The organism is Roseiconus lacunae (assembly GCF_008312935.1).
Taxonomy (GTDB): domain Bacteria; phylum Planctomycetota; class Planctomycetia; order Pirellulales; family Pirellulaceae; genus Stieleria; species Stieleria lacunae.
On record NZ_VSZO01000011.1, the window covers coordinates 68,422 to 95,100 of the forward strand.

A 26,679-nucleotide genomic window follows, 5' to 3' on the forward strand; every position below is an offset into this window, starting at 1 on the left:
TCTCGTTCCCGGCATCGCGGTTTCAACTAGGCAGACGCGGATCACTAATTCGTGCTCCCGTGGGACAGCGCCCATCGCGCCGCGGAAACGATGCCATCGGCGGCTGATGAGGGAGAGTAGTCGCCGATCAAAGTTTGTGCGGCCTGTCCCAACTGACGTAATCGCGATCGGTCCGATGCGGCTTCAAGTATCACACGAGTCAACATGGGCCAGTCGCCAAAGTCAAAAACAAATCCCGTTTCGTGGTCACGAACTAGATCACTTTGGCATCCCACTTGAGAACTAACGATGGCCGGCATACCGCATGCCATCGCTTCATTGACGACCAGCCCCCACGTTTCCCCATGATCGGACGGCAGCACTAAGCAATCAGATGCGATGTAACTTGCGACGATTTCCGATTGATTCAGAAAACCGGTGAACGTGACTGGAAGCCGATATCGCTCCACGATTTGTTCGCATTCACTTCGTAATTCACCGTCGCCGACCATCAACAAATAGATGGGCCGATCGGAGTGATTTGAAAGGTACGCCTCGCGAAACGAATGGAGCAGTTCGATGGGGTGCTTCTTCGCCTCAAACTTTCCACAAAACAGAAAACAAGTTGCTCCGGGTGGAACCCCCCAAGATCGCCTTAGTTCAGCTCGCTGTCCCCGAAGAGATGCTGAAGCTTCAAAAAAACGTTCGTTCTCGACACAATAACGAGCGTCGAATAGGGACTGATCCGTCACGCCATAGCTCTGATAGAACTCGCGATTTGCGTTTCCGATGGAAAGATAGGCATCAAATTGGCGAACGAGTTTTCGTTGGGCAAGCCTTTTCCACCAAGGTCGAGGACGAAGATGATTCGACTCCCCACGAACGATGCAGGGGAGCTTGTTGCGACGGCAAGCACGAAGCGTTTGTAGGCAACTTTTGACAACCCATCCGTTAACGACGACCGCATCGATTTGTTGGTCGAGCAGTGTCTGAGCGATTCGCGGAGTGTCACATCCCGAGAAGTTGACCACACTGGGGCACTTCGAAACATTTTGAAGTACTTCGTAGTCGTAGCCTTCGAGAAGTGGAATGTCCCATTCGAAGTCAATTCCAAATCCAACGCCTTGACGACTCGCATCCGGCACCATCGCAAACATGGCGACAAATCTCATATCTTCGCGGGCAGCCAAGTGACGAAAGATCGGTACCTGGTACTGGATCGGGTGACTGGTCACGAATGCAATTTTCACGGATCAATCGCTAGGCGATGCGAGATGATGACCGAGGCGATCGGATGTCCGAGTCCGCATGTGGTGGCTTCGCGAGTGACCGCTGGACATCGATCGCGCGTGAATCTGAGGCCGGTGTCAGATGCTTTCGCTTTTGTCGCAGTAAACGCAACGCACCCAAAAAGGCTCGGCATTCACCGATAAGTTTGGCAGGGATCCACCACGGATGGCGTAGATGGAATTTGGTACGGATCTCTCTTAAAGTCCGCCGCGCACAATAAACATAGGCAGACAACGGGCTGGGCGAATGTAGTAGCGCGAAGTAGTGATCGCCGATCCCATGTCGAGGATCCATACTTGTCAGATGGCTGCCTTTGTCTCGCGTGCCACCATGATCGGCCCGCAAGTGGTCGATACCGGCGTCACCTAAAAAGCGGATTAGCCCACCGGCTTTGGTCAACCGATGGGCGAACTCGGTTTCGAAACGGAAGGCCGATCCGATAAAGTTTTCGTCAAAGCCGCCCAGGGCGATCGCGTGATGGCGTTTGACACATAGATTTCCAGCCATCACATTTTGCAAACTTGAATTGCGGCTGGAGTGAAATGGAAAGTCTTCGTCGACTCGGAGGCCACTCAGCTTTTTCGGGGCCGGTCGATCTTCGGGACTTTGCCATGGCTGGACAATTTGCCCGACGGTGGCCCAGAGATTTTCATCGGACACATGGGCGTCTCGATGAATTCGGACAAGTTCTGACCGGGGCTTGATATCATCGTCGAGAAATAGAACGAGCTTCGAACGCGCTTGACGCAATCCATCGTTCATCGCAGCCGTGATCGAAGGAGATCGACGTCGAATCCAGCGAATCGTCTGACCGTGTGCCCAGTCGGACAGTTGCCGCTCTGTCGGTTCGTCATGCGTCATCGATTGGTCAACGATCAGAATCTCATTCGCGGGATGTGCCAATTCCAACAACGAACAAATCGTCTGGATCAAGACAGCGTCGCGACCATAGGTAGGAATCACGATCGAAATCAGGCTCGAAAATTGATTTGCCACTTTGGTCGTCGTATCGATTGTTTAAATCTGGAAGACATGCGTCACTGCATCTGCAGGGCCGTCGTCTTTTCGTGTTCGCATTGCCGGAAAAACTGGACGAGCTGCCGCGCACAATTACGCCAGGTCAACGATCGACAGTATTGGATCGCATGGTTATTAAGTGGCGTCGACGAACGCGAATATTTCAAGATTTGACGACAGAAGGCGTCGACGTCGCCGATAGGGCAGCATCCATCGGGTTGGACACGCGAAAGATGGTCCCGCATGCCGCCGGTATCCGAGGCAACCACATTTAATCCGCGAGCGAGTGCTTCGATACAAGCTTTTCCCGCGCCCTCGAAAAATGAAGGGAATACGAAAATACCGTGTCGGTCGAATAGCGGAAGTAACCTCGATTGATCAACCCAACCATGCAACTTAACTCGATCGGAAACGGTATCCGATAGGCGATCCAAGATCCAACGATGAGCCTCTTCTGACGTCACCCATGTCATCGATAGGCCGGGAGACTCGGTGAGGACACGGTTCACGATTTCTACCAGTAGGTCAGGCCCTTTGATAAACGAATGCTGGCCGACAAACAGTAAACGCTGTCGGCGATCGTCGGTCATGTCTGGTCGTGGATGGTCCAAAAATAGATCGGGGACGCCATGATGAATCGTCGTCAAAACTTGGGGAAACCCGAGCAGGTGTTGTTCCAAGAAATCGCGATCGTCATGACTGGGAAGAACGACTCCGTCGAACCAACGAATTGATTCAGTCCATTGTCGTTTCAAAAACGGACGTAATGCCCGCGTCAACATCGGATGGCGAGACGCCGGGACTCCAAGTTGACGATGCCAAACCGGCAAGACCGAGTTGACTCGAAGTTCAAGGCCGTGGCTGCGATTGATGACGACGCCGGAAAAGCCACAATGACGCAGTGCCTTGGCAGCCAGATACCCCTGGGGCTGGCTGATCATGACGGCATCGTATGGTTTCTGTTCGGTCGCTCGGAGGACTGCTCGGCGATAGGCCAACGGTTGTTCGATAAGAGAGTGCAAATTTCCGTGGCGGATTCGTCGGGGACCGAGTTGGGCGTCCCATAGCTCGTCGACGTCATGCCCCAATTGACGTAATGCCACGTTGGTGTGATAGACCGTTCCTGCGGCACCGCTGTCGGGATCCGCCGGGACATTGGCTACCGTCAAGATACGCATTTTCGTATCCACGTTTGGTAGAGAAAGATTGACAGGTTGCTTCACGTTCTATCGTTGTGAACGATCGTTTGGCGGCCCAGACATCGGTTGGTGTACGATTGCAGTAATCGATACCAGGATCGTAAATGTGACGGATGTCGCCGCAGTACGCGTTTCAAGTAACACACCGCCCGCCCGTCACGATTGCGAACCAACTGTGATCCGATCAAGTAGTCGGTATTCACAGATTGAACATTCTTCCGCCAAGAGGACGCTGAAGCATCAAGCGTGAAGTCTCGTCGGACTTGAAGCGTTAACCGTTCTGCTTGCTCCAATATCGGTTGCTCGTCCTGCCCATTCTGCCGGGCCAAGCGACATTGTTGACCGAGGATACCAAAGCGTGCTTGGATGTCGCGACGGGTGCCGGTAATGCTCTCCGGACGGAAGGTGAAGCGGTACAAGACATCTTCGAGATAGCTGACGTGGGACACCTCCGCCATTCGTAGCCATAGGTCCGCGTCTTGCGCAAAGTAGAATGGGGCTCGATATCCACCGACATTAACGTAGGTTTGCCGGCGAAACATCACCGTCCCATGCGCCGGCGGCCCGACGCGGTCATTGAGCAACTGATGGGTCGCAACACAGTCGTCTTGCGGACGTCTCACACGACACATGAACTCGCCTTCTGGACCGACATAGTCGGTAAAACAGGAGACAAAACCGATTTTGGCATCACTCTGGATCCGATCGAGTTGTTGTTCGAGTCGTGCGGGGGCTGATTCGTCATCCGCGTCTTGCCTCGCGATAAACGGGGCCTGAGCCAGATCGCACCCGCGAATCAGGGCTCGGGTCAATCCAACGTTTGCTTGATGAACGACTCGTATACGCGCATCCAGGGAAGCCGCTTCGTCCAGGATCGTGCCACTTTGATCGGTCGATCCGTCATTGATCACGATGAGTTCCCAGTCCAGCAACGTTTGCCGTTGGATCGACCGTAACGATTTCTTGATCGTGGTTTCGTCGTTGAAGCAACTCATCACGACGGAAACACGGGGAGTTTTTATCTCGCAATTAGCAAGCATGGAAAAACGCTCGACTACCGTTTCTTCAAAGTTTCAGCGATCTTGACGGTCAATGTCCATCCAAACACTCGCCGTAGTTTTCGAAAGTACGTCGTCCGGCTCGGCTGTTGGTTGAGCGACGTCATTTGATCGGTGAGATCCAATGCTTCGTCGGCTTCCTCGGACAATTGGTGTCGACCACACATTCGCGCGATCCAAAACATCGTCCGGCTCAAGTCGCCTACATAGGACCAATCAGTCTTGCCGGCGTCTCGCATCAGGTTCCAAATCGATCGATGAGCAAGATAGAGGTCCAGGGTCCGTTCGCGAGTGAAACCGTCGTTCAATCCACTGGCACGATGTTCATCGTGATCGACAACCGTGCATAGTGCTTGTGGTACGCTGATGGCTTTGACGTTGCAGAGCCCAGCGCGGAGGTCATGTTCCCAGTCTTCCATCATTCGAAGTGGTTTCCATGGACCGATCAAATCACAAACGTGTCGTCTCCAAAGCGGAGTGAGCGTCGCCCAACCGCGTTTGGGGAGAAACGAAGGAAACAAGTTCTCGATCGTTTGGTTCGTTCTCGCCCAGGGACGCAACTGTCCTGACTTTGATTCACGCCGAAGAGTAACGCAGTAGCAAACATCGGCTTCGGAGACTGCCGTCAGGGCGCGGACTTGGACCTCAAACTTATCTGGATGCAACAAGTCATCGCTGTCGAGATACTGTATAAAATCGCCCTGTGCTAAACGAAGCCCTGCATTGCGTGCCACACCCGGTCCGGCATTGTCTTGTCGGATCCGGTGGACGACACCGGGATGATCGGATACCAGTCTTGACAACACTTCCGGGGTTTCGTCAGTGCTGCCATCGTCAACCAAGATCACTTCAGTCGATTGATAGGTTTGCGACAAGACTGATTCGACAGCCTTGGTGACCAGACGAGGCCGATTGAATACCGGAATGATCGTTGAAACCAGCGGAGGCGAAGTCGGGCTCAATGAATTAGTTCCGAGTCAGCAAGATTCTTTCGAACGGCTTCCACGCTTATCATCGAATTCGGAAACTTTTGCAGCGATGGAGTGCAGACTTTAATGTGAACAACATGTGTGCCGAATACTGAGCCGGGCGACTGAATTGCGGGCGGTAGCCGTTGACTTTCATCCATCGCCGAGATTGCCATTCCAATGCCGCAACAATCGGGGCAGAAAGTGTCTCACGATGACGTCCCATTCCGCCACCTTGGATATGATCGATGTGCAACAACGTTTCGGAATGAAACCGATTTCGACCCGATCCATCATCGGCCGCGTGTCGCCGAATCTTGGTTCGTTGTTGCTCCAGACAGTGCGCTTCAGCGATCGCTTGAGCTTGGGACTTCGACAGTCGAACTCCGAGAAACTTCGCGAGCCGGCTTGTTTCGGCAGGTAGGTCGGCAATCATCGCTTCGTATTTTGCGAGGTAGATCCCTTCGATAGAGGTCCAAGCCTCATATTCGTCCATCAATCGATCGAGGCCGCCATGGACAAAGGCAAACGCGGGGATCGAATACTTGGTGACAATCGAAGCAACGACATCGCGAAGGTCGCGGTAGGTGTAGACAATCTGGGCTTCTCCGGCGCGAGCGAGTTCAACAGCCTCTGGTAGGTACCGATGTGTCTTGGCGATGACGACGTGATCGGTGTTCCGATGGGTGCGTAGAAACCGTTGGACGGAGTCTTGTGAAACGAGCTGGACCGATGGTTGCCCAAGAATCGCGGCGACCAACTGCGACTGTAGCGTCGAGCCCCCACGACGCATTCCGACGCAAAAGACAAACCGGTGGCCTTTGTTGACGACTGCCTCCTTCACCGGAAGGGTAAATGAGCGATCGCACACATTGTGGAGATTGCGACCCGATGGATCGTGCAATTCGTGGAGTGTAGCGATCTGGGGCAGGCAGTCGCCTGATGGGGTCACGGCCGTTAGTTCGAGCGTGGAAATGAACGAGCTGCTAATGGACGGTTTGCCGATGCAGCAACGACTTGATTTTTCGCGAAAGTCGACGCATCGAGCTAACCTTTGTGACGACCGGTCGGGCACTGACGACACATTCCGGAAGTGCGGCGGCGACCCGGCGGAGTAAACCTCGATGAGAATGCCAATCTCGGGCGATCGCTTTTTGTTTATTCGCCAATAGATAGGGACGCATCGATTCGTACGTCGTGGGCGATAGGTGGGTGAGGCACTGCTGGAACGTCTTCTTGTTATCGAATCGCAACATGCCTCGTGGATCGAACAATAAGTCGATCGAGGGGCAGCCGAAGTAGATGGGAACGGTCTCTGACAAGAAACAGTCGATTAGCTTTTCGGAAAAGTAGAGATCCGAAGCGGTGTTTTCCATTGCGACCGAAAAACGATAGTCTCGAAGCGCTTCATCTTTACTCGTGATGGGATGAATGCCTTTACCAAAACAGTCGATCGCTTGATTGCGGATGCACTCCTCGGCTATCTGACGACGGAACTGGTACGCGCCGACATCGTGATGTTCGATGCTACCGATGAATGACGCTAGCTTGGTCTTTTTCGGATGATGCTGAAGGTTGGCGAATGCGTCTTCATCGTTTCGGACCCGAATCCAGTTAGTGCCAAAGTACAGCGGTTTGAAAACGGTGTCGCTGGCCAGCAAATCCGATTGATGCGTGTAGATCGTCGTAAATCGCTTCTTCAAGACTTCGACAGTTTCGAAACAAGGATTGATGGGACTTTCGACGAGGGCGCAGAAGCGTTGATCGATTGGGTAACGAAACACCGATTCGTTGTAGGCCGCTTGATTAAAAAAGAGACCGGCGTGGAATGCGGTCTTACGACGCCTTGAATCCGAAAGCACGAATTGGAACTTCAAGTCAGCTACCGACACCTCAATGGTCGTTTGGGGAAGTTTTAATCCCTGGCAATCGATTCGAATGACGTCGGAACTGATCATCGGCTAGTCCACACATGCTTCCAAGGCGGCGGAGCGGACATCCCAATGTTCATCCGATCGATAAATCGGCAAATCGAATTGGTTCCAAACATCGCGGATTCGGTCAACCGTTGATGGTGCGAGTTGCGATCGCCAACTATTCGCCATCGCAAGGCTGTTACGAGCGACGGCATGTGTTCGGTACAAGCGAGGATCTTTCGGGCCTTGGTGGCAGAGCGTCTCGTGTCGTTGCCGTGTCGCGTCGCTATAAGGCAAGCCAATCGCATCGAAAATCTCGCGAAATCGCTCCAATGGGTTGGCACATAGATCCTCGAAGAAATGGTAAGCGATCTTTGCATTCTTTTGAATTTGATTCCACATCACCGTGTTGAGTACACCGTGCAAAACAGTCGCTGCCGCCGCGTTGTCATCGTGCTGATGTTTTACCAGGAGTCCGCGATACGGCGATAGATGCTCAACTAGCAAAGACTCCCGAGAGGCAAAGTCCTGGAGAAATTTCCCTATCGGCCAGCGGAGGCGGAGGATGCTGGAGACAAAACCTGCGGGGTGTCGGAAGAGAACCAAAGGACACACGTCGAAGTTGGCGGCAAAGTATCCCGTCATCAAGCATGCTAAGGGATCTTTGATCATCATTCGCCGGATCGGTTGCCGAAAGAGTCGCAGTGGCATTAACGGATGATCGGTGTCGGTGTTTGCCGAAGTGTCGCGATGCTGGCCGGAAAGCAAACGCCGAAAGTAGGCGTCGACGTTTTGGTTTCGTTGATCAAACGCGAGCGACGTGAATTCTTCAGACCAATATCCCTTGTTGGGATTGAAGGGTTCGTGGACGTACCATAGTCCAGGTTCGGCTAGCATTTGGGCGAACCAAGTCGTGCCACTGCGATGTGTACCAGCGATGAAAATCGGTTTCCCAGGCGGGAACTGATACAGTTGACGCCGGACTTGGGGATATTTTGACCAGGCGTCACGCAGGCGACCGATCGTTAGTTTAAAGCCCACTGACGACCTCGTTGGAAGATTCGTATCTTTTGAGGCGAGTTATCTTTTGACTTTCCTTGGCGGCGAATTGTCCCGTCGTGCGTAGCTCGTGAATCCGTGTTTCAGCCGAACGCCGCATTTTGCGTTCATGAAGACTACGATTGCGATGTCCGGATACCTTTTTCCGGGCAGGCGGATGCCATAGATGAATGCCAAACGATGTTCCGCCTTCGATCACGTGGCCGGTACGCAGACGTGAGAGGAATTCGGTGTCCTCGCCACCCCACCCAGAGTAATCCTCGTCATGTCCACCGATTCTTTGGTAGGCGTTTGCCGTGACCGCAATCGGCGTCGGATTGTTCTCAACAATGGCTTCCAGCTCTAGGCAAGTCGACAACGATTGACGCTGGATAATTTGATCAGTCATCGATCGAGATGCGTGGAACAACAGTCGACAAGGCCGAATCCCGTCTGCATCACCGAGAAGGCCGAGGGTTTCGGCGAGATAGTTTTGTGGAACAAGATAGTCCGCATCATGGATAAACAGCACACGGCCTCGCGCAAGTTCGGCGGCACGATTAAGTGCCCGACTCTTATTGAATCCGTCCGTCGCGTTACGAGGTAGGTGGCAGTAGCGAATGCATTCAGGAAGCGAGTTTTGCAGGCTTGCCGTGGGGCCCGATTCGCAGACGACAATTTCGATTTCGGCGCGGACTTGCGATAACAAGGACCGCAGAACCATGCTCAGTAGTGGCAGTCGGTCGTCACCACCGATCGCAATGAGTACCGATGCTTCGAGATTGGATCCAGGCTTTCTCGCCGAAGTCTGCAGCGAAATCGGATTGAGCTTCAAACAGTGCTCTAGCAGACGGCTGGCGACTCTCGGGAAGACGCGCGCGATCGTAAACTTCGATGAATCTTGCCATTGGCAAATGCGTATTTCGGAATCCGGCAATCGAGTGAGGTGTTCTCGCCGATTGTGAAGATCCATCCAGGTCCAGCCCAGTCGCGCCGCCAAGTGAGGTGCCCGCAGAATCACTTCTGCACGCCAGCGTTCATGCAACCAGCAACCGAGCCGTTGTCGAAGACGATTCGGTGGTGTTGACGTCATCAATTGCTCGTGATGCTGGGCAGTCACAGCGATATCGGAATCTGTCGATGTCATCTGGAGGAGTGGCGATGGCTATTGACGCACGCCGATTTTTCTCGCTGGAACGCCGGCCCAAATTTCTTCCGCTGGCACATCGGAAACAACGACGGCTCCAGCTCCGATGACCGCCCCGGTTCGAATTTGAACCCCCGCCGTCACGGTGACTCCCGCACCAAGCCATACGTCGTCACCAAGGACAACGTCCCGTTTCTCTGCGGTCGGAGGTTGATTCCGAATCCATTGACCTTTCACGGTCGAATGATGGCTGGCTACCAAGGTGCAGAACTGGCTGATCAGACATCCAGATCCTATTTTGATTTCGCCGCCACCAGAACGCAGATTGTTGTAGGGGCCCAGCCAGGTTTGGGGGCCAATCGAGATTTTTCCGTGACCATTGTGAAGATCACCAAAGGAAAGCACGCATCCGTACCCGATTGAAACATCTTCATGTATCTGCAACGCGTCGGGCTGGTAGTGGTTGAGCACGATATCCGACGAGAGACGCAAGTTGATCGCTTTGGATCGAATCTCGTGGATGATGTTGAGGTGCGATTGACGCGATCCAAGGTCCGCAATCAGTTCCGGATGACGTAGTAAACGCAACCCGCGAGCCACATTCTTGAGTGCCTTAAGCATGGGAGATCACCTTTGTTCGCAATCGCGGGTGCGACCACTTTATCGGTGACTTACCCTGTACAAACCGTTTTTCGATCACATGGAAGAACGCCAAACCGCCGATGATCGATGTGCCTACAAACAGTATCAAACGCACAAGCCACTGCCATCCGATTGGTTGTAAAGTGACATACATCTCGAGGGTGTAGATGATCGGAATGTGGACCAAGTACACCGAATAGGAGACGCGACCAAGGTAAGCGAGGTACCGAGCCACACGATGTGTCGTCCAGCAACTACCTTCTTTTTCAATCAGCCAGTTCAAACCAATATAAAAGCCGAGTAGTGCAAACAATTCGCTCGTGGTGAATATCCATGGTTGCCACCAGCCCGCGATCAGAACTCCGTTAGAGATCGTTCCTTTCGTAGCGATGAAGAGTTCGACAAACTGACGGTTCAGCAACATTGCGATCAGCAAAGCGATACACGCGAGCGAAATCGAGGAACACCATCGTGGGACCGTTCGTATGCCCTCAGCCACTTCGACTGCGATCGCGCCGAGCGTCCAATGAAGCCAAAACATCAACGGCCATAGGTACCACTTACCCAGTTGAAATGGACCGAGGTTCAGGGGGCCGGCGACTGGCATCGACAGACGCCAACCAATGGTCACGATTCCGATGATGCACAGGAGCATCATCGTGGAGGATCGACGAAACAGCAGAATCAGTAGGACGTACCCGGCATACAATTGCTCCTCCATCCCTAACGACCACAACGATCCATTGCCCAGCGATGTGCCAAACTCTGTCAAGTTGTGAAGCATCGTGAGGTGTAGTAAAAGATCCCAGCCGATCTGCTCGTGGTTCACGACAAAACGTTGGTGAACCGTCGCGGCAACCAAACTGATAACAATCGCTACAACGTAGGGTGGGTAAAGACGCCAAATTCGACGTTTCCAAAACTTGCCCCAATCGAGTCGATACTCGCCAGTGTTCGCGACGCCAACCGCGGCTCGTCGGTGGATACAAAAACCTGAAATCAATACAAACAGATGGACACCCAAGTAGCCGTATCCGGCGAGGAAGCTTGGCAGGAACCAAATGTTTTCGCGAAACCCGCCGGGGGCATCGTGGGGACCATGTATCGCTAGGACTGCGAGAATTGCGAGTCCTCGTAGCATGTCGATACTTTGAAGGCGATCGTTCATGCAAATGTTGACGCAAACGCCTTCAAGTCACCGACTTCCCGTTCGCTCATCTGTCCGCTATTCGTTGGCCATTCGCTTCCCGGGCTTCGATGTTGAACGGGACGTCGGGCGAGTTTGCGTAATTGCGATTGAAGCGATATTGGGATTCCGAGTTTGGAGAGTCGGCCGGGGTGATGCTCTGGTGGAACGGTCACGTTTCCTCGCATTTTGGGTTGACGCAAACACTTCAGCAGCGTCTGGTGCCATCGCTCAATCGATCCATGAAACGAATAGTCGCCTTGTTGTGACACGGTCGCGCGTCGTGCCAACCGAGAATACAGCCGCGGATCAGCTAGCAGTCGCCGCACCCCGTCGACTGCCCGCAGCGGTTGCCCGACAGGGAATACGATTGAGTTCACTTCGTTTAGGAATTGGCCTTCGCAGGTGAGTCCCTCGAATCGTGAGATGATCGGGACGACGCCATGTGCCATCGCTTCGCGCGGCGCGATCGTCACACCTTCCCATGCCGCAAAGTGGATGAACAAATCAGCTCGCGGAAAGAACGATTGATAGAGTTCTTCACGATCGACCCAACCGTGAAAAGTGACTCGCCCGTCGACGACGTCCTGATGTAATCGCCGTCGTAGTTCTGATTCAACTGGCCCAGTTCCGACGAATCGCATTCGAAAGTCGATCGCTTCACGCTTTAGCTCAGCGAGGAATGGGAGGAAATCAAGGCAGCGTTTTTGTGATTGCTCCAATCGTCCCGCATAAATTAACTCCAACGGGCGATCGCGAAGACCTGATCTATTTCGATAGTTGTCAACTCTAGCGTCCAAGTCGATCGGGGGATGAATGCCGCCCGGAATACTACACACGCGAGCCGGATCAACGCCCGCCCATTGGGTACACGCGTTGGCGATCAGTTTCCCTGATGTGACACAGCAGTCGATTGCGTTTCGATAGCGCCGAGCATCGATCAGGTATCCGGGTTCGAAAGAGCGAATTCCCATGACGATTCGTGGACGGTACCGAGACCGTGATGCCGCGGTCAGGGCGTCGAACACCCGCATGATCAACACCAAGTCGGGTTTTTGAACATCGATCAATCGGTTGATTGCTTTCTGCCGATCGGAACGTGTACCAAGCGACCCATCAATTTCTTTGATCGGTAAACCCGGATGAACCTCGCGATAGGTTTCCGGTAGGTTATAGACACGACCTTTGGTGAGCCCCAGCGTTAGGTCCCAACCACGATTGGGAAGCTGCCGGCACAGGTCGGCGATGATTTGATCGGCACCACCGCGAGGCTGACTACATCGTGAAACGATTAGCAGTTTTGGCATACCGCTTCGACTTCCAGACGTCGGCTGGATTCAAGGATCTCGTCCAGACGGTCTTGAGTATGGTGTCGATGGAACAGCGGCCATTCTTGTCCGTCAATTCGCGTCGACTGTCCGACCTTCCTGCGGATTCTTCGGAACACATCGACCACGTTGGAAGGCAATGGCAAGCGGTCCAGTCGTCCGTTGTATTGCAATGGCGGATCTCCGAGATGGCTCGGCGGTTTTCGCGGCGCGACCGATTGCACACGAACGATCAACTCCCTCCAGGATGCGAGGCAGCGTTCCCACGTGTAGCACTTTCTCGCATGTTCCGCCGCATTGGTCGAAAGTCGGTGGAGCTGCTTCGGATCGACTGCCAATGCTTCAATGATCGCCGCCGCCGCTTCTGTATCGCCGACGGGGAACGACCGTCCATGGACACGATCAACGACCAATCGCTCGCTTTTAAATCCAAGATACCGCGCCGTCACCGGAACCACACCGTTCATCATTGCTTCGGCGAGAACGATGCCAAACGTTTCGGACGACGAAAATAGCACGAGAACGTCAAGATTGGGAAGCACTTCACGATCGATTTGCGCGGACGTTTGTGCTCCTAGCATCGTGACATTGGCAGAAAACGGCGTCAAACGCGAACGCAATTCCGCTTCGCACGGTCCACTTCCTGCAATGGTCATTTGAAAGTTCACACCACGACGAATCAAGGCGGCGCAGAAATCGGGAATATCCATGACCCGCTTATCGCCAGGCGTCAGACGACCGATGAAGCCCAAGCGAATGGGATGATCACCACGCGGAACCCGGTGCTCGCTAGCTGGGCGAGCTCCATTGGGAATGTGCGTGACTCTTTCCTTGTCAAATCCCGATTGCTCGATAAGAAAACGACGTGTCATCGCGCCGACGCAAACGACGTGATCGATGCCGTCTCGCAAATCCTGAAGGTCAGCCAACATCGGCGGCAAATTGCCCTGGGCTCGGCTAACAAGATAGATCGGTCGACGCCGTTTTTCACGGATCACCGCGGCGTTCGCGTCTATGACACCCAACGGTAAGGCCAACGTCGGTTGCGTCTTTCGGATCACACGCTGGCAAGCTCGGATACGAGATTCTCGAGTCAGCCCGCGGCCGTCGACGATCATCGACTCGATCCCCGGATGGTATTCCAAGTACCGGTCGGGGTCATGAGCCTGTTGTCCTTTCGCAAGTGCGATGATTAGATCGGCACCGTGATTCGCACAATCAGCAGCAAATTGGTCTAACCATGTCGCGACGCCACCAACCGGTGATGCGGTCGCCATGAATGCGATGATTCTCGGTCGAGGCATCAATCGACTTCCTCGATTCCGAGTAGCTGACGAGTTCCCGATGCGAATGCTTCGTAGGTTAAAACTTCCGTCGCAATGCGAACACTTGCTTGCGATTGATGTTCCACCTTCTGAGGATCTTGGACAAGCGGACGTAACGTTTCCAGAATGTCGTCGGGGGTCAATGATTGGCAAACCGTTCCGAATTGATTTCGCCGACAAAATCGTGCGACCGAACCATACGCTGGCGCATGCACAAACACAGGACGTCCGGTGGCGACGTAATCACTCAACTTGGTTGGAAACGAAAGTTCGGTAAGTTCTCTCGATCGACTCGAGAACGATTGGGGCAGGTACAGGCAATCGCACTCGGCAAGAAGAGAACGTAATTCGGTCTGATTGCACCAGCCACGAAAGGTGGCGGCGGCATTGGAGTTGGCCGAGAAAGTGATCTTATTTCCGGCGACGACCAGAACGATCCGGCGACCGTCGATGGTCCATTCAACTTGATCTAGGCTGCGTTGCAAGGCTTCCCAAGCATCGGTCGCGTACATCGATCCTGCCAACCCGATTCGAAATTCAGCTGGATCGTTACCTTGATCGCTGACATCTGGTGTCTGTTCTCCGGTGCCGTAACGCACGATCACTGCCGGTGCATTACTGAAAGGTCGATACGCCTTTTGAGCATCTTCACCGATCACACCAATGCGTGTGGAGCGATCTAGCAATCGCCGGAAACGTTTGTGTGTACGACTGCGGCTATAACGATCGACGTTCCTTTGCCGGCATAAGTGCGTCGGGTCGTCCCAGATCTGTGTGATGATATCACCTCTAAACGCGTTTGTTATTCGGTAGGCGACATCGATCGCTGCTAGGCTATTCAGAATCAACCAGAGTTGTTCAGGTTGTTGCGAGAGCATGTAGTGTTCGATCAGGTCGGCCTGATTTCGAACGTGCTGATCGTAATGCGTTCGGTGCACCAAGTAGCGTTTGATCAGGCCTGCGACTGAGTTGATTTGATCGGTGTACCATTCATTGTAAGGTGGGAAGATTTCAAAAGACTGAAGACGATCACGTTTTGATTCCGCGGCGGCCTTTTCGTTGATGATCCCTGCGAACGAGACTGGTTGAACGCCATCGACATTCAGCATCTGGTCAATCAGAAAACCTCCGACGCCTTGCAGCCCCGGAGCAGACGCAGCGACCAACAGAGTTTGTTTCACCGAACCGAAGCTCTTAGACGACCGGTTTTTCGAAACAGACCAACAAGTGATCTTTAAGGGAGATTGCCATCGGAGCTCGATCGCGATGTACTAACCCGTGCTGGCTGGGAAGACGCTGGATCAGACCAGCGACCGATTGCTTCCAGCCCTGGTGACGTCGTGCGGACCAGTGAACGGTTTCAACGCAATGACGAACTTTCTCACGCAGGCAGCGTCGCTTGTGGCTATGGCGAATAAGGCTCATGATTCTTAGGCCCTGTGTCTTTGCAATCCAGCGAAGGCTGCGCTGTGACGCAAAACACAAGTGCTGAAGTGTATGCAGATACCAATGTTGGCCACCGAGAAGACGCCAACTCCAGTGTCCGGAATTTCCAGTCGAAAGCAGTAACTTACCGCCCGGTCGCAGCAATCGAACCGCATCTCGAAGTGTTTCGGAGGGGGAGGGTAAGTGTTCAAATACATCGAATAGCGTTACGACATCAAATTGCTCGAAATGATCGGGAGGAACGTTTTCGACGAAGTCGGCGAGCCATTCGATTCGTCGCTCAGCTAACGATTGTCGAACGGACAGGCAGGGCTCGACTGCGGCTTTTGTCCATTGTTGCGGCAGCATTGATAGAAACTGGCCGTTGAAAGCACCGACGTCGACGATTCGGATTTGTGTCTGAGTTTGTGCTTGTCGCAGCAACAACTTCCGTGCAAGTCGCCAAGAAGTTATCTCATTGGGTCGGTAATTCCACGCATTCTCCGAAAGCTGTCGATAAACCTTATCGAGTATCATCCGGCTCGGCTGGGGAAACCGGTAACACGATCCACAATCCCGACATTCCATCAGTTCACACTGGTGAAAGCTGTTAATGGGCAGTTGTAAATCAGGTGTTGTCCCGGAACCGCGCAATTCGATCGGGAGCGAGCAATTGCCGAGTGACGTTCGATTTTCCGAACCACAAAGATTACAGGTCGGAGTCTCGAAAGTGGTACGGCTGGCTTCGATTTGTTGGCTGGCGTGTTGGATCACGAACGTTCGCAGATTTCAATGATCAAAAGGCGATGGAATTGTCTCTCGTTACGACTCGAAGACACTCGTCTGTGGCCGTGGGGTGTGACGAGTGCTTGGCAAAGGGCCCGCGAGCGGCGACATTTGGAAACTGTTTGCTGTCGCGGATCGTTGCAGTTCCGGCAAACGAATCGCCCCCCACCCGGCATTCCAGCCTCGAATATCTGATGCGGATAGTTCGACGCTAAACGGAAGGACTCCCGCGACGGAATCGTAGATCCGTTGGCCTTCTGAGTTTGCATCAGTGATCGAGATTGCGCAGTGATAACGTCCCGGAGCCAAATCGAATTTTGACTGGAAATGATACTCCTGGCTGGATCCAATTTTCGGCGGTGTGAGTTTTTCGGTAAACGTGCTCCCGATCGGTGTGTTGTCTTGTGCGTAGACCGTCAACCCAAGAAGGAAGTGCGAAGTCAATTCATTCGCACGAATGGTCGTATTGAGTTGAAAGTCGCGACCAACCTGGAGTGTGTCGCGGTCATGAAGTCCGCCGAGTTGCAGGCGTACGAATTCGAGATCCCGACTGAGCCCGGGAAACGATCGGGAAGCGTGCTCGACCGAATCGGTTTCATCGTTGGTTTGTAAATTCTCTTGAACGTAAACCTGTAGCGCTTCGTTGGTGTTTCCGTCAAAGGCCACCCGACCTTTGGAGAGCACGATACATCGAGTCGTCAAGTTGCGAATCGAAGTCAAGTTATGGCTGACGAACAGCACCGTTTTTCCAGATTCGGCGACATGTCGCATCTTGCCAAGACATCGCTTTTGGAACTCTACATCGCCAACGGCGAGTACTTCATCGATGATCAGAATTTCGGGATTCAAGTGTGCGGCGACGGCGAAACCGAGTCGAACTTTCATCCCGCTGCTATAACGTTTCACCGGGGTGTCGATGAACTTTTCGATGCCCGCGAAGGCGACGATCTCGGTCAACTGATGTCTGATTTCGGCTCGCGTCATCCCCAGAATGGTGCCGTTAAGAAAAATGTTTTCACGCCCCGTCAGTTCTGGATGAAAACCTGTGCCGACTTCGAGCAAGCTCGCCACACGGCCGTAGATTTCTGCCCTTCCGGAGGTTGGAGAGGTGATCCGGCTAAGCAGCTTTAGCAGCGTGCTTTTTCCGGCACCATTTTTTCCGATAATACCAACGACTTCGCCTTCACCAACTTGAAAGCTGACATCATTTAGGGCCCAGAAGTGATCGTCGCGCTTACGCCGTTGATCCTCACCAAGTTGTGCGACCTTGCGGTGGCGAGGGTTTGCGAACCGGGCGAAAAAACGATTGGCAAGTTCTCGAATACTGCCGTCATGTGTCAGTCCAAGCTTGTAGCGTTTGCAGAGTTGTTCGGCGTTGATCGAAAGGGACATCGTCGGTTCGGCTTCAAATTAAATGACGTCTGCAAACGTCGACTCGACTCGGCGGAAATAGAACAGCCCGCCGACTAGAACGACAAAGGTTGAGAAAAACGAGATGCCAATCATCGACCAATCGGGTGATGACGAATTGAGTAGACTCCACCTAAATCCTTCGATCACCCCGACCATGGGATTGAGTGAGTACAAGGCTTGGAATCGTTCGGGGACAAGAGAGATCGGATAGGCGATCGGGCAGAGATACATCCAAATTTGGACTAGGAATGGGACCGCCATCCCAATGTCACGGTACCTCACATTCAATGCCGTCAACCAAATGCCAAATGCCAAGGCCGTTACGATCGTGATCAAAACGAACATCGGAATGGCCAAGATGGAATACCCAGGCACAAATCGGTACCACACCATCAATCCGACGAGCACAAGGAACTGCAACATGAACTCGACGAGTCCGACTCCAACCTTGGCAAGCGGTAACACGAGTCGTGGGAAGTAAACTTTCGTCAGAAGCGCTGACCCACCGACAACACTTTGAGTGACTCCACTTAGCGATGTAGAGAAGTACAGCCATGGCATCAGGCCGGCAAAGGCAAAGATCGGATAGGGCACTGCGGTTTCGACTTTGACAAACACGCCGAAAACCAAAGTGAAGATCGCCGCGGTTAAGGCGGGTCTTAAGATCGCCCAGCCATATCCGATCACACTTTGACGAAAGCGAGCTGAAATGTCTCGCCAAAGAAGTAGCCACAAGAGGTCTCGGTACCTCCATAATTCGACCAGATTGAATGCTTGCCAGTGATTGGCCGGCTCAATCAACGTTCGATGGCGAGATGATTGCAGAACATGACCAGTGTCGTTGAGTGGTGTCATTGGACCAGCCATGTTCATTGTGATAGCTCGATCCAGTGTGGTTGTGTTTCTGCGAAGGCGGCGATTTCTTCAAGGATCTGCTCGGTGCGTTTTGCTGGTTTCCAATTCCAAACTTCGGTCGCCAATCGGGCATCCAGCACTACCCAAGGGAGATCGAATTGGCGTGGGGTTGGATCGCTCGTGACTGATCGTGGGCCCCACCGGTTTTCGCACCAACGGCTCAGGTTTTGAAGTGAGATTGCGGAATCGGGACCGCCCGAAACATTGACGATTCGAGGCTGATCGCCGTCGTTTGCTTTGAGCTGACGAATCAGCAATTCCGCCAAGTCGTGAGGGTGCAAACAATCACGAACTTGATGTCCTTGGCCGTCAAATCCGATGTAGCGCAGGGGCGTTTTTTCCTTCCAGCTGTGAAGCCAAAACGCAAAGATACCCTGATCACTTTTTCCAAACTGCCCGGCCCCCGCCATCACTCCACAGCGATTGATCCAGACCGGAAAGTCGAACGTGTAGCCGTACTCCAACGCCAATTGTTCGGAAGCCAATTTGGTCGCGCCGTAGAGCGAAATCGGGGCCGCAACTGAGAACCGTTCCGAGATCCCCATGTCGGTGACTCCGAGGGGGCAGTTGGTGGCGATCGGTTCGAAAGCGCCATCACATACGTTAACCGCAAGCCTAGCAAGCGGTGGAATCGAATAGACTCGGCTTGTGCTTAAATGAATGAATCCGGCGCGTTGGGATTTACAGTGTTCAAGTAGATTGATTGTTCCGGAAAGATTGGATTCCAAAAGCTGACGGCTACCTGATCGATGTCCCAGTCCGGCGACGACACTGGGATTGGCAGCCGCATCGATTACCCAATCGACTTTTCCGATCGTTTCGACGTCACTTTGCAACCGGATATCGCCATGGGAAACGTCGATGCCTCGTTGGGCAAGGCGTTCACGGTTTCTCCAACAACCTTTCCGCGAAAGGTTGTCGATGCCGCGAACGCGGAGGACGCTTTCGGGAAAGCGTTCGCGAAACGCGACAGCTAGTTCGCTGCCGACGAACCCGCAAATCCCGGTGATAAAAACTTCGGTACTCAACGGTCAGATTTTGGGGCGACGAGAGATTCGATCTCTAGCAGTGGCTTAAAACACTGATGCCAGGTTAGCTCGGAGGCTCGTTCACGACCGGCGAGACTCAGTTGATTCCAAAGGCCTCGATCGATCATCAAACGCTCGATCGCATCGGACATCCATCCCGGGTCGCCGACGGGGCCGAATAGGCCCGCCTGTTGGCAAACTTCAGAGATCGCACAAGATGACGTGCTAACGACGGGAGTACCGAATGCCATCGCTTCGGCGGCCGGTATTCCGAACGATTCGCACTGACTTGGTAATGCGAATAATTGATTCGTAGCATATTGCCGATGCAGTTCCTGATCGCTTACACGCCCCAGGATATCGACAGAATGGGTTAGTCCTAAAGCATGGATCTGTCGACGAACGGTGGCTTCGTAGTCGGAGTCAGGCCATGGTCCGACGAGTCGAAGCTTGGCCGGAATGTCGCGTTGATGCAACATCGCGACCGCAGAAACCAAGGTGTGGGCGCCTTTCCAATTCGCCATCGCCGAGACGGCTAGGATCGAATACGGATCACGAGGCAGGTGGGCTAACCGCTTGGCAGCCTCGTAGGTGGATTGGTTTAGGCCGACGAGGGCGACACGGTGACGACGCTCGGTCGAATTAGGATTGGCAGCGGTGTAGAGTTGGCGAAGGTGATTCGAAATGTAAATCATCAAGTCGGCGTCTCGAAATGCACTGCCATAACCGATCCGTTGAAGGCGGGCTTTGAATCGATCATGAGCATTGCGATGCACTGCCGGATGATAACACCATGGGTTTTGGCAAAGGACTGCTTGAGGAACCGGACAGCGAGGCATCAAAGCTCCCGAGACAGTTAGGGCGACGTCTACTCCATGCCGGCGAATCAAACCGGGGAGCCGCCATGCTTCCCAAAGCAGTCGTTTCAACCAGTGGCGAAAGCGGTCCGGAACCGCAATCGCTTTCACGCCTAGCCGCATCACGTCATCGGGTGGAGGGGCCGAGTCGTAATGCAAGACTGTCATCTGATGGTCGGGCAAAATCGCGTTGCCGAAAGGTTGCAGAAAGCCATAGACAACATGACGACCGCTCATCGACCCGATCGAGAGAGTATTGACCAATAGGTGCATGAGATCGTCGGCCAGCTAATTCAGTTGGCGCGATTGTAGATAGGCTTCCACAGCCGATCGCGTCTGTTCGTCGTCAGGGATAATCTGGTCGAGCGGTAGGTTGGCATAGCGTTTTGCCTTACCAAAAACCCAGCCAACTCGGTCGGGCGATAGCGTCAAGGCGCGTCGAAACGCGATGATTGCTTGGTCATAGTCACCGTGGTTGGCTAACGCCATCGCGGCTCGAAGCTGGAGTTCCGGAGTATTCTTGAAAAGCTGCGCCGATTGCTGCAACGCAAGTTTGCTTTGATCCGGGGATCGATGAACGAACTCGAGGGCAACGAGATGGAATCGGGGTTCGATGGCCAGTGGTCGATGACGCAATGATTGTTGGGTCAATCGCCATGCATTGCGATAGGCGGATTCGGCTTCGCTTGTTGGAGCGAGCGCCGGCAAGGGTTCAATCGCACGTCCACCGCGAGAGACATTAACGGAAGCACTGCGATCACTCCGCCATGCCAAGCGACGGTAGTTTTGCGAGGTATTCGCATAGCACATCTCGCGGCGCAGTTTGGGTAGACGCCCCGCTCCCCACATCTGTAGCTCCAACAATCTGCCTCGTTGGAATTCTAAATCGATATAGGCTTTTAGCAGTTCCGACGTGGGCGATTGATCGACGAGAGGCTTGGACTGTTGCGACAATTGTGAAAGCCGCGACAGATCGGTGGGGTATTCAACAAGGGCTTGGTTCATCGTTCGCGCTGCGGATTCGGAATTGCCGTCGTGGTAAAGCTTCGTCCGAGCGATCATCACGGTAGCTATGATCGCGGTCGTCGCTAAAACACCACGTGGGGCAACGCAGCTCCAACGGGTGACGCTTTGAATAACTCTGGTGGCCTGAGAATCAATTTTCGAATGGGAAAGAATTGTCGGACACGAACGTGACCAAACCGCTGTCAGAAGAAGCACCGCAACGATCGAGTTCGCAGGCAGGATTAGCCCAAAGTCCAAGGTCTGGCTGACGACTAGACAAGGAACTAAGAAAACGCCTGTTGCCGCATAAGCTTGATCGAGTGGACTCGCTCCGGTCTGCAATCGACGGGATGCGTTGACGAGCATCCACAGACACACCAAGATCGCCAGGAAGCCGAAAACAGATGTTTCAGCGATTACTTCTAACCAAAGATTTTCAGCGTGAGTAAACCACCGCCAAGAACTTGATTCTTGCCAAGGCAGGTAAGCGTATCCATAGGTCCCGACTCCGCTGCCGAACGGGAAGAACGCGATTGCCGTTCGCATCGCATCCGGCCAGTGTTGCAGGCGAGCGTCGCTGTTCAGTCGGTCGGTGATCGATGCGGACGTTGTCGGCAGACCCCAGCGTGAGCTCAACGAATCATGCGAAAAAAAGTAATCGAAGGCGATCATCCCGATCAGACCAACGAAAGCGATTGATGCCGGGAACGTTAGCGGCTTGATTGCCGAGCGGAACGTAATCGCTACTATTAAGATGGACAGTGCCATCGCGATCAAGCCTCCACGTGAACCGCAATAGACGAGTCCGCAAAGACAGAGAGTTGCTACGGCAAGCGATGCTACGGCGAGTGGATCACGGACCTTATCGCGGGAGGGATGAACGTTTCGCGGGGCCGTGTTGAGGGTTGTAATATGCCGCCGCGAGAGAAAGATCGCCACACAGCTTGCCAGTCCCAGATTAATTCCAAGAGCTGCGTTGTTCCGGTTGAAGAACGTGCCGAACGGGCTGCCTTCACCGCCTTCATGAAAGCTCCACAACGTGAAGTTGGGACACCATTGGCGGGCAATTCCGATCGCGGAAATCACGCCGCCATAGAACGCGACGGAAATCAGTAGCCAAATCGATCGACGGGGGTTGCGATAAATCGTCGGGACAACAAACGCGACGGCCGCGAGAATGGCCAACCATGCTGCCGCATGAAGCGAATCGAGGGGAGCGACCGAGATCGGAATCCATTCCGGGGAGTTTGACCGGAGGAGTGCTCCGCCCCAGTCCACATGGCTTGACGCATTGGCCGGACTGATGAGTGACACGATTGAGTTGGGAAGTGGAACACATTGCAGGGTCGCATAAGCGGCAATCGCGAAGAGAACCAATGACGGCAGAAGTTGCCGGACGTGATTGTCGGGCGGTATTGGATCACTTCGATCAACACGTTTCGCGACCAACGCGATCACGACTGCAACGGTGATCGCAGAGGCGGCCACGGATTGAGTCCACGCAAGGACGCCCCCATAGTCCATCGCGACCAAGATCGGAAGGACGGTGAGGATCACAGCGACTAGCCATTGCATCTGATGCGCCAAGCGAGTCGATCGGCTGACAGGCGTCATCGTTGGAGCGTTGGCGACGACGATTGGGCTAGGTTGCTAAACACGCGAGTGTTCAAAACGCGGGCTTTGTTTCCGAAGCATCAATGCGCTGTAAGTCTGCTTCGACCATCAATTCGGCAAGCTTGGGGAGTGTCGTCTCCGCTTTCCAACCGAGTTCACGTTCGGCTTTACTGGCGTCCCCTACCAATCGTGTTCCTTCGGAAGGTCGCATGTATCGGGGGTCTTGTTTTACGAAGTCCTGCCAATCCAAATCAACGGCTTTGAAAGATGCGTCCAGGAAATCTTTAACGCTGTGGTGTGTTCCCGTGGCCAAGACGAAGTCATCGGCATGGTCGTGTTGAAGCATCCGCCACATGGCATCGACGTATTCAGCAGCGAATCCCCAGTCGCGGCGTCCGTCGAGAGAACCGAGCGATACGGATTCTTGATGTTTACGTGCGATCGCGGCGGCAGCTCGAGTGATCTTTCGCGTCACAAACGATTCGCCTCGCAACGGAGATTCGTGGTTGTAACAGATCGCATTGCAGGCGAACAAACCGAACGACTCACGGTAAAGCGTCACCATTTGAGTCGCGAATGCTTTGGCGATTCCGTATGGTGTGACCGGTCGCATGGGAGTCATCTCGTTCTGGGGTGACTGGTCCGGACGGCCAAAAATTTCGCTACTACTGATGTGAAGGAACTTTGGTTTTTGTTCCAAATCACGAATGATTTCCAACAGCTTCAGCGTTCCCATCGCGGTAAATTCACACGTCGTTTCTGGGATGTCGAAACTGGCACCGACATGACTCTGGCCGGCAAGATGATAAAGTTCATCGGGGGTGCACTTCAGCATGATTCGACGAATCGTCGTCGTATCTGCCAAGTCCGCGTAGTGAAGGAACAGACGTTTGTTGTAGATGTCTTCGCGATGAAAGAGATGATCGAGCCGCGCCCGAACCGTCGTACTACTGCGGCGAACAATTCCGTGAACCGAGTAGCCCTTAGAAATCAACAGTTCGGTGAGGTACGAACCGTCTTGCCCGGTGATGCCGGTAATCAGAGCTGTTTTCATGGTCAAGGTAAGAGGGCGATGTCAGAGTTAGCCGTAGGCCCAACCGGAAGGATCGGGGCCATGGGGGTGGCATGGGCGGGATGTATCTTGGTCGATTGTTGGACCATGTCATGCAAGAGGCAAGAAAATCGTTCGGCGATGACTGGGCGATCGTATTCCGTCAGGGCGATGTTTCTCGCCGCCTGCTGGCGACTTTTCTCGATGTGAGGAAGAGCGAATAAACGGGTCGACTCTGCCTCGGCCTGCGCGACAGTTCGTGCGATTTGTTTTGATTGGCCAGGGCGGACACACCAACCAAGATTTTTCTCCGCAACGAGACGACTAAGATCGGTTGCCTGATCGGCGATCGCGATCACTGGGCGTCCGACTGACAATATCCCGTAAAGTTTGCTGGGGCATAAGCAACCCGCAATCTGTTCGTGCATGGACACGACGTGAACATCGGCCGCAGACAAGCTTTCGGCAAGATTCTCGCGTCTCTGATACGGCATGAACTCGATTCTGTCTTCCGTGAGACCGAGTTGGTCTGCAAACGCGATTAAGCGGTCTCGCGAAGCTCCGTCGCCCACTAGAAGCAGTTTGGCACGCGTTGGCCATTCTGGTTCGGCGGCAGCTCGGATTAGAACTTCCAAGCGTTGTGTCAGACCCATGTTACCGGAATGCATGACCACAAAGCGGTCGTGGACGCGATGACGGAGACGGAAGTGGTTGTCGTAAGGTTCGATGGGTTCGAGGTGAGAACAGTCTGCCCAATTGGGAAGAATCGCGATCTTCTGCGGATCGATCGCCCATCGGCGTCCTGTCAAACGCTGACGCATGCAGCGTCCGAGAACAATGATCTTGTCGGCCGACTGATACGCTTGCCGAAGTTGACGGCGAATCGATCGCCCCAGTAGCGGCATGCGAAGTTTGCCGATCGCTTCGGCGACATCCGGGTAAATATCCTGAAGGTAGACGCAGTGGCGTGCACCCGTTCGACGCGCGTGCTGTGCCCCAGCGAGCGGCAGTAAAAACGGATCGGTCTGGCTGACAATGACATCGGCTGAGAGGTTCGCTTGTCTTAGGTACCGACAAGCGGCCCTGTAAAACGAGATCATACTCATCACGCGGCCGAACGGATTCCTACTGTTCTTTTGGTAGGTGCGATGGCTCAGGCGATGAATCGTGACGTTGCGACGAACTTCGATCCCGGACCGAATAAAAGAGCGATCGGGTTCCGGGAAATTCGGTTGCCCACAAACGACATGAATGTCCAATTGCCGTGCAAGATCGACGCTAAGGTCGGTCAGCAATTGTCCCGTCGCTTCGATGTCCGGCCAGTAAGACCGGTTCAGAAAAACAATTTGTGGTCGTTTAAGCAACGTGATTGGCAGAGGTCAGAATCGTCGATCAAAGCAAGGAATGGCTGCGCGACCGGTCTCGGGATCGCGTGTCTTATTCGATCGAGATAGCGTTACCAGTGAGCGAGGCTCGTCTCGGTGGGGCTGCTGAAGAACTAAGGCAACGGAATCTGTGCGGTCCACGGTTTGTTCTGTTGATACCACTCAACCGATGCGTCCAGTCCTTCGGCGAGACTGACTTCAGGGGTCCAGCCAAGTAGTTCCTTCGCCTTCGTGATGTCAGCGCTCGTCGATTTCATGTCGGCTTGATGGAACGGCTTGTAGTCGATCTTGGCTTTTTTTCCGAGTCGTTCTTCAAGCATGGCGATCAACTGGTTGATTGAAACCGGGGTGCCCCCGCCCCCGAGGTTGATGATCTCGTAACCGAGTGGTTTCCCGGCGAGGATTGTTCCGCGGGCAATGTCATCGACATAGGTGAAATCGCGAGATTGTTCACCGTCACCGAAAAGTTCGATCGGTGTGCCTTCATCGATCCAGCGTGTGAATCGCAAAATTGACATGTCGGGGCGGCTTGCCGGGCCATAAACGGTGAAGTATCGGCAAATGGATACGTCGATGTCGTATAGGTGGTGATAGCTGTATGCCATCACTTCGGCGCCTTTTTTACTTGCCGCATAGGGAGAAATCGGTGTGTTGACCGGCAACGATTCCACGAATGGCATCGGTTGCCCAGCGTAAAGCGACGAAGTGGATGCCAACACAAACTTGGTGACACCGGTTCGCTGCATCTCGTCCAAGAGGTTTAGCGTGCCAACCGTGTTGGTAGAAAGGTACACATGCGGATTTTCCATGCTGTAGCGGACACCGGCGCGGGCGGCCAGGTTGAAGACCGCCGAAAATTTGTTCTGATCGAACAATGGCTTCAACTGGTCACCTTGTTCGATATCCATTTTGTGAAATGTGAATCGGTCGGTCCCGAGTTGTTCGATTCGGTGACGTTTCAGTTGAGGGTCATAGTAATCGTTAAGGTTATCGAGTCCGACTACGCGGTGCCCGTCACGCAACAGTTGGTGGCAAACTCGTGAAGCGATGAAGCCTCCGCATCCGGTAACGAGATAGGTTTGATCGGTCACTTGCTAATTCGTGTTA

Annotated in this window: 23 protein-coding genes; all 23 read right to left on the reverse strand. The window is 53.7% G+C overall.

Annotated features, from left to right (window positions below):
• Positions 1-44: 44 nt before the first annotated feature.
• The 23 genes from FYC48_RS16175 to FYC48_RS16285 all read right to left on the reverse strand — a co-directional run bounded on the left by FYC48_RS16175 (position 45) and on the right by FYC48_RS16285 (position 26,663).
• Positions 45-1,229, reverse strand: coding sequence for a glycosyltransferase family 4 protein (locus FYC48_RS16175; protein WP_149497772.1), 1,185 nt, complete (start codon positions 1,227-1,229; stop codon positions 45-47).
• A 10-nt stretch (positions 1,230-1,239) separates the two neighbouring features.
• Positions 1,240-2,265 carry a glycosyltransferase family 2 protein gene (locus FYC48_RS16180; RefSeq protein WP_160149571.1) on the reverse strand — a complete coding sequence of 342 codons (1,026 nt, stop codon included), beginning with the start codon at positions 2,263-2,265 and terminating at the stop codon, positions 1,240-1,242.
• A 41-nt stretch (positions 2,266-2,306) separates the two neighbouring features.
• Positions 2,307-3,464, reverse strand: coding sequence for a glycosyltransferase family 4 protein (locus FYC48_RS16185; protein ID WP_149497774.1), 1,158 nt, complete (start codon positions 3,462-3,464; stop codon positions 2,307-2,309).
• A gap of 41 nt (positions 3,465-3,505) precedes the next feature.
• Positions 3,506-4,525: a glycosyltransferase family 2 protein gene (locus tag FYC48_RS16190; RefSeq protein WP_149497775.1), complete on the reverse strand. Its 1,020-nt coding sequence runs from the start codon at positions 4,523-4,525 to the stop codon at positions 3,506-3,508.
• Between the two features lie 14 nt (positions 4,526-4,539).
• Positions 4,540-5,505: a glycosyltransferase family 2 protein gene (locus FYC48_RS16195; RefSeq protein ID WP_149497776.1), complete on the reverse strand. Its 966-nt coding sequence runs from the start codon at positions 5,503-5,505 to the stop codon at positions 4,540-4,542.
• Between the two features lie 49 nt (positions 5,506-5,554).
• A complete protein-coding gene (locus FYC48_RS16200) occupies positions 5,555-6,355 on the reverse strand; it encodes a sulfotransferase family protein (protein ID WP_160149573.1) in 801 nt (266 codons plus the stop codon).
• A gap of 142 nt (positions 6,356-6,497) precedes the next feature.
• Entirely contained in the window at positions 6,498-7,469 is a 972-nt protein-coding gene (locus FYC48_RS16205) for a glycosyltransferase family 10 domain-containing protein (protein WP_149497778.1), read from the reverse strand.
• A gap of 3 nt (positions 7,470-7,472) precedes the next feature.
• A complete protein-coding gene (locus FYC48_RS16210; RefSeq protein ID WP_149497779.1) occupies positions 7,473-8,468 on the reverse strand; it encodes a sulfotransferase in 996 nt (331 codons plus the stop codon).
• A complete protein-coding gene (locus tag FYC48_RS16215; RefSeq protein WP_149497780.1) occupies positions 8,458-9,612 on the reverse strand; it encodes a glycosyltransferase in 1,155 nt (384 codons plus the stop codon). The genes FYC48_RS16210 and FYC48_RS16215 overlap by 11 nt, the downstream gene beginning before the upstream one ends.
• A gap of 18 nt (positions 9,613-9,630) precedes the next feature.
• Positions 9,631-10,233, reverse strand: a complete 603-nt coding sequence (locus FYC48_RS16220) for an acyltransferase (protein WP_149497781.1) — start codon at positions 10,231-10,233, stop codon at positions 9,631-9,633.
• Positions 10,226-11,422 (reverse strand): acyltransferase family protein, encoded by a 1,197-nt coding sequence (locus tag FYC48_RS16225; protein ID WP_149497782.1) that lies wholly within the window; start codon positions 11,420-11,422, stop codon positions 10,226-10,228. The genes FYC48_RS16220 and FYC48_RS16225 overlap by 8 nt, the downstream gene beginning before the upstream one ends.
• Positions 11,419-12,747: a glycosyltransferase family 4 protein gene (locus FYC48_RS16230; RefSeq protein ID WP_149497783.1), complete on the reverse strand. Its 1,329-nt coding sequence runs from the start codon at positions 12,745-12,747 to the stop codon at positions 11,419-11,421. The genes FYC48_RS16225 and FYC48_RS16230 overlap by 4 nt, the downstream gene beginning before the upstream one ends.
• Positions 12,732-14,072 carry a glycosyltransferase family 4 protein gene (locus FYC48_RS16235; protein ID WP_149497784.1) on the reverse strand — a complete coding sequence of 447 codons (1,341 nt, stop codon included), beginning with the start codon at positions 14,070-14,072 and terminating at the stop codon, positions 12,732-12,734. Before FYC48_RS16235 ends, FYC48_RS16230 begins: the two co-directional genes overlap by 16 nt.
• On the reverse strand, positions 14,072-15,274 hold the full coding sequence (locus tag FYC48_RS16240; RefSeq protein WP_149497785.1) for a glycosyltransferase family protein: 1,203 nt from the start codon (positions 15,272-15,274) through the stop codon (positions 14,072-14,074). Before FYC48_RS16240 ends, FYC48_RS16235 begins: the two co-directional genes overlap by 1 nt.
• Before the next feature lie 13 nt (positions 15,275-15,287).
• Positions 15,288-16,055: a class I SAM-dependent methyltransferase gene (locus FYC48_RS16245; RefSeq protein ID WP_160149574.1), complete on the reverse strand. Its 768-nt coding sequence runs from the start codon at positions 16,053-16,055 to the stop codon at positions 15,288-15,290.
• A gap of 285 nt (positions 16,056-16,340) precedes the next feature.
• Complete coding sequence (locus FYC48_RS16250; protein ID WP_149497787.1) at positions 16,341-17,696, reverse strand: ABC transporter ATP-binding protein; 1,356 nt, start codon at positions 17,694-17,696, stop codon at positions 16,341-16,343.
• 18 nt (positions 17,697-17,714) lie between these two features.
• Positions 17,715-18,572 (reverse strand): ABC transporter permease, encoded by an 858-nt coding sequence (locus FYC48_RS16255; protein ID WP_149497788.1) that lies wholly within the window; start codon positions 18,570-18,572, stop codon positions 17,715-17,717.
• A gap of 14 nt (positions 18,573-18,586) precedes the next feature.
• A complete protein-coding gene (locus tag FYC48_RS16260) occupies positions 18,587-19,660 on the reverse strand; it encodes an NAD-dependent epimerase/dehydratase family protein (protein WP_149497789.1) in 1,074 nt (357 codons plus the stop codon).
• Complete coding sequence (locus tag FYC48_RS16265) at positions 19,657-20,754, reverse strand: glycosyltransferase family 4 protein (RefSeq protein WP_160149575.1); 1,098 nt, start codon at positions 20,752-20,754, stop codon at positions 19,657-19,659. Before FYC48_RS16265 ends, FYC48_RS16260 begins: the two co-directional genes overlap by 4 nt.
• Positions 20,755-20,805: 51 nt before the next feature.
• Entirely contained in the window at positions 20,806-23,136 is a 2,331-nt protein-coding gene (locus FYC48_RS16270) for an O-antigen ligase family protein (protein ID WP_149497791.1), read from the reverse strand.
• Positions 23,137-23,188: 52 nt separating this feature from the next.
• The gene (locus FYC48_RS16275) at positions 23,189-24,190 is read right to left on the reverse strand and encodes a GDP-mannose 4,6-dehydratase (RefSeq protein WP_149497792.1); all 1,002 of its coding nucleotides are present in this window, start codon (positions 24,188-24,190) and stop codon (positions 23,189-23,191) included.
• 2 nt (positions 24,191-24,192) lie between these two features.
• Positions 24,193-25,551 (reverse strand): glycosyltransferase family 4 protein, encoded by a 1,359-nt coding sequence (locus FYC48_RS16280; protein ID WP_149497793.1) that lies wholly within the window; start codon positions 25,549-25,551, stop codon positions 24,193-24,195.
• 134 nt (positions 25,552-25,685) lie between these two features.
• A complete protein-coding gene (locus tag FYC48_RS16285; RefSeq protein ID WP_149497794.1) occupies positions 25,686-26,663 on the reverse strand; it encodes a GDP-mannose 4,6-dehydratase in 978 nt (325 codons plus the stop codon).
• Positions 26,664-26,679: the final 16 nt, after the last annotated feature.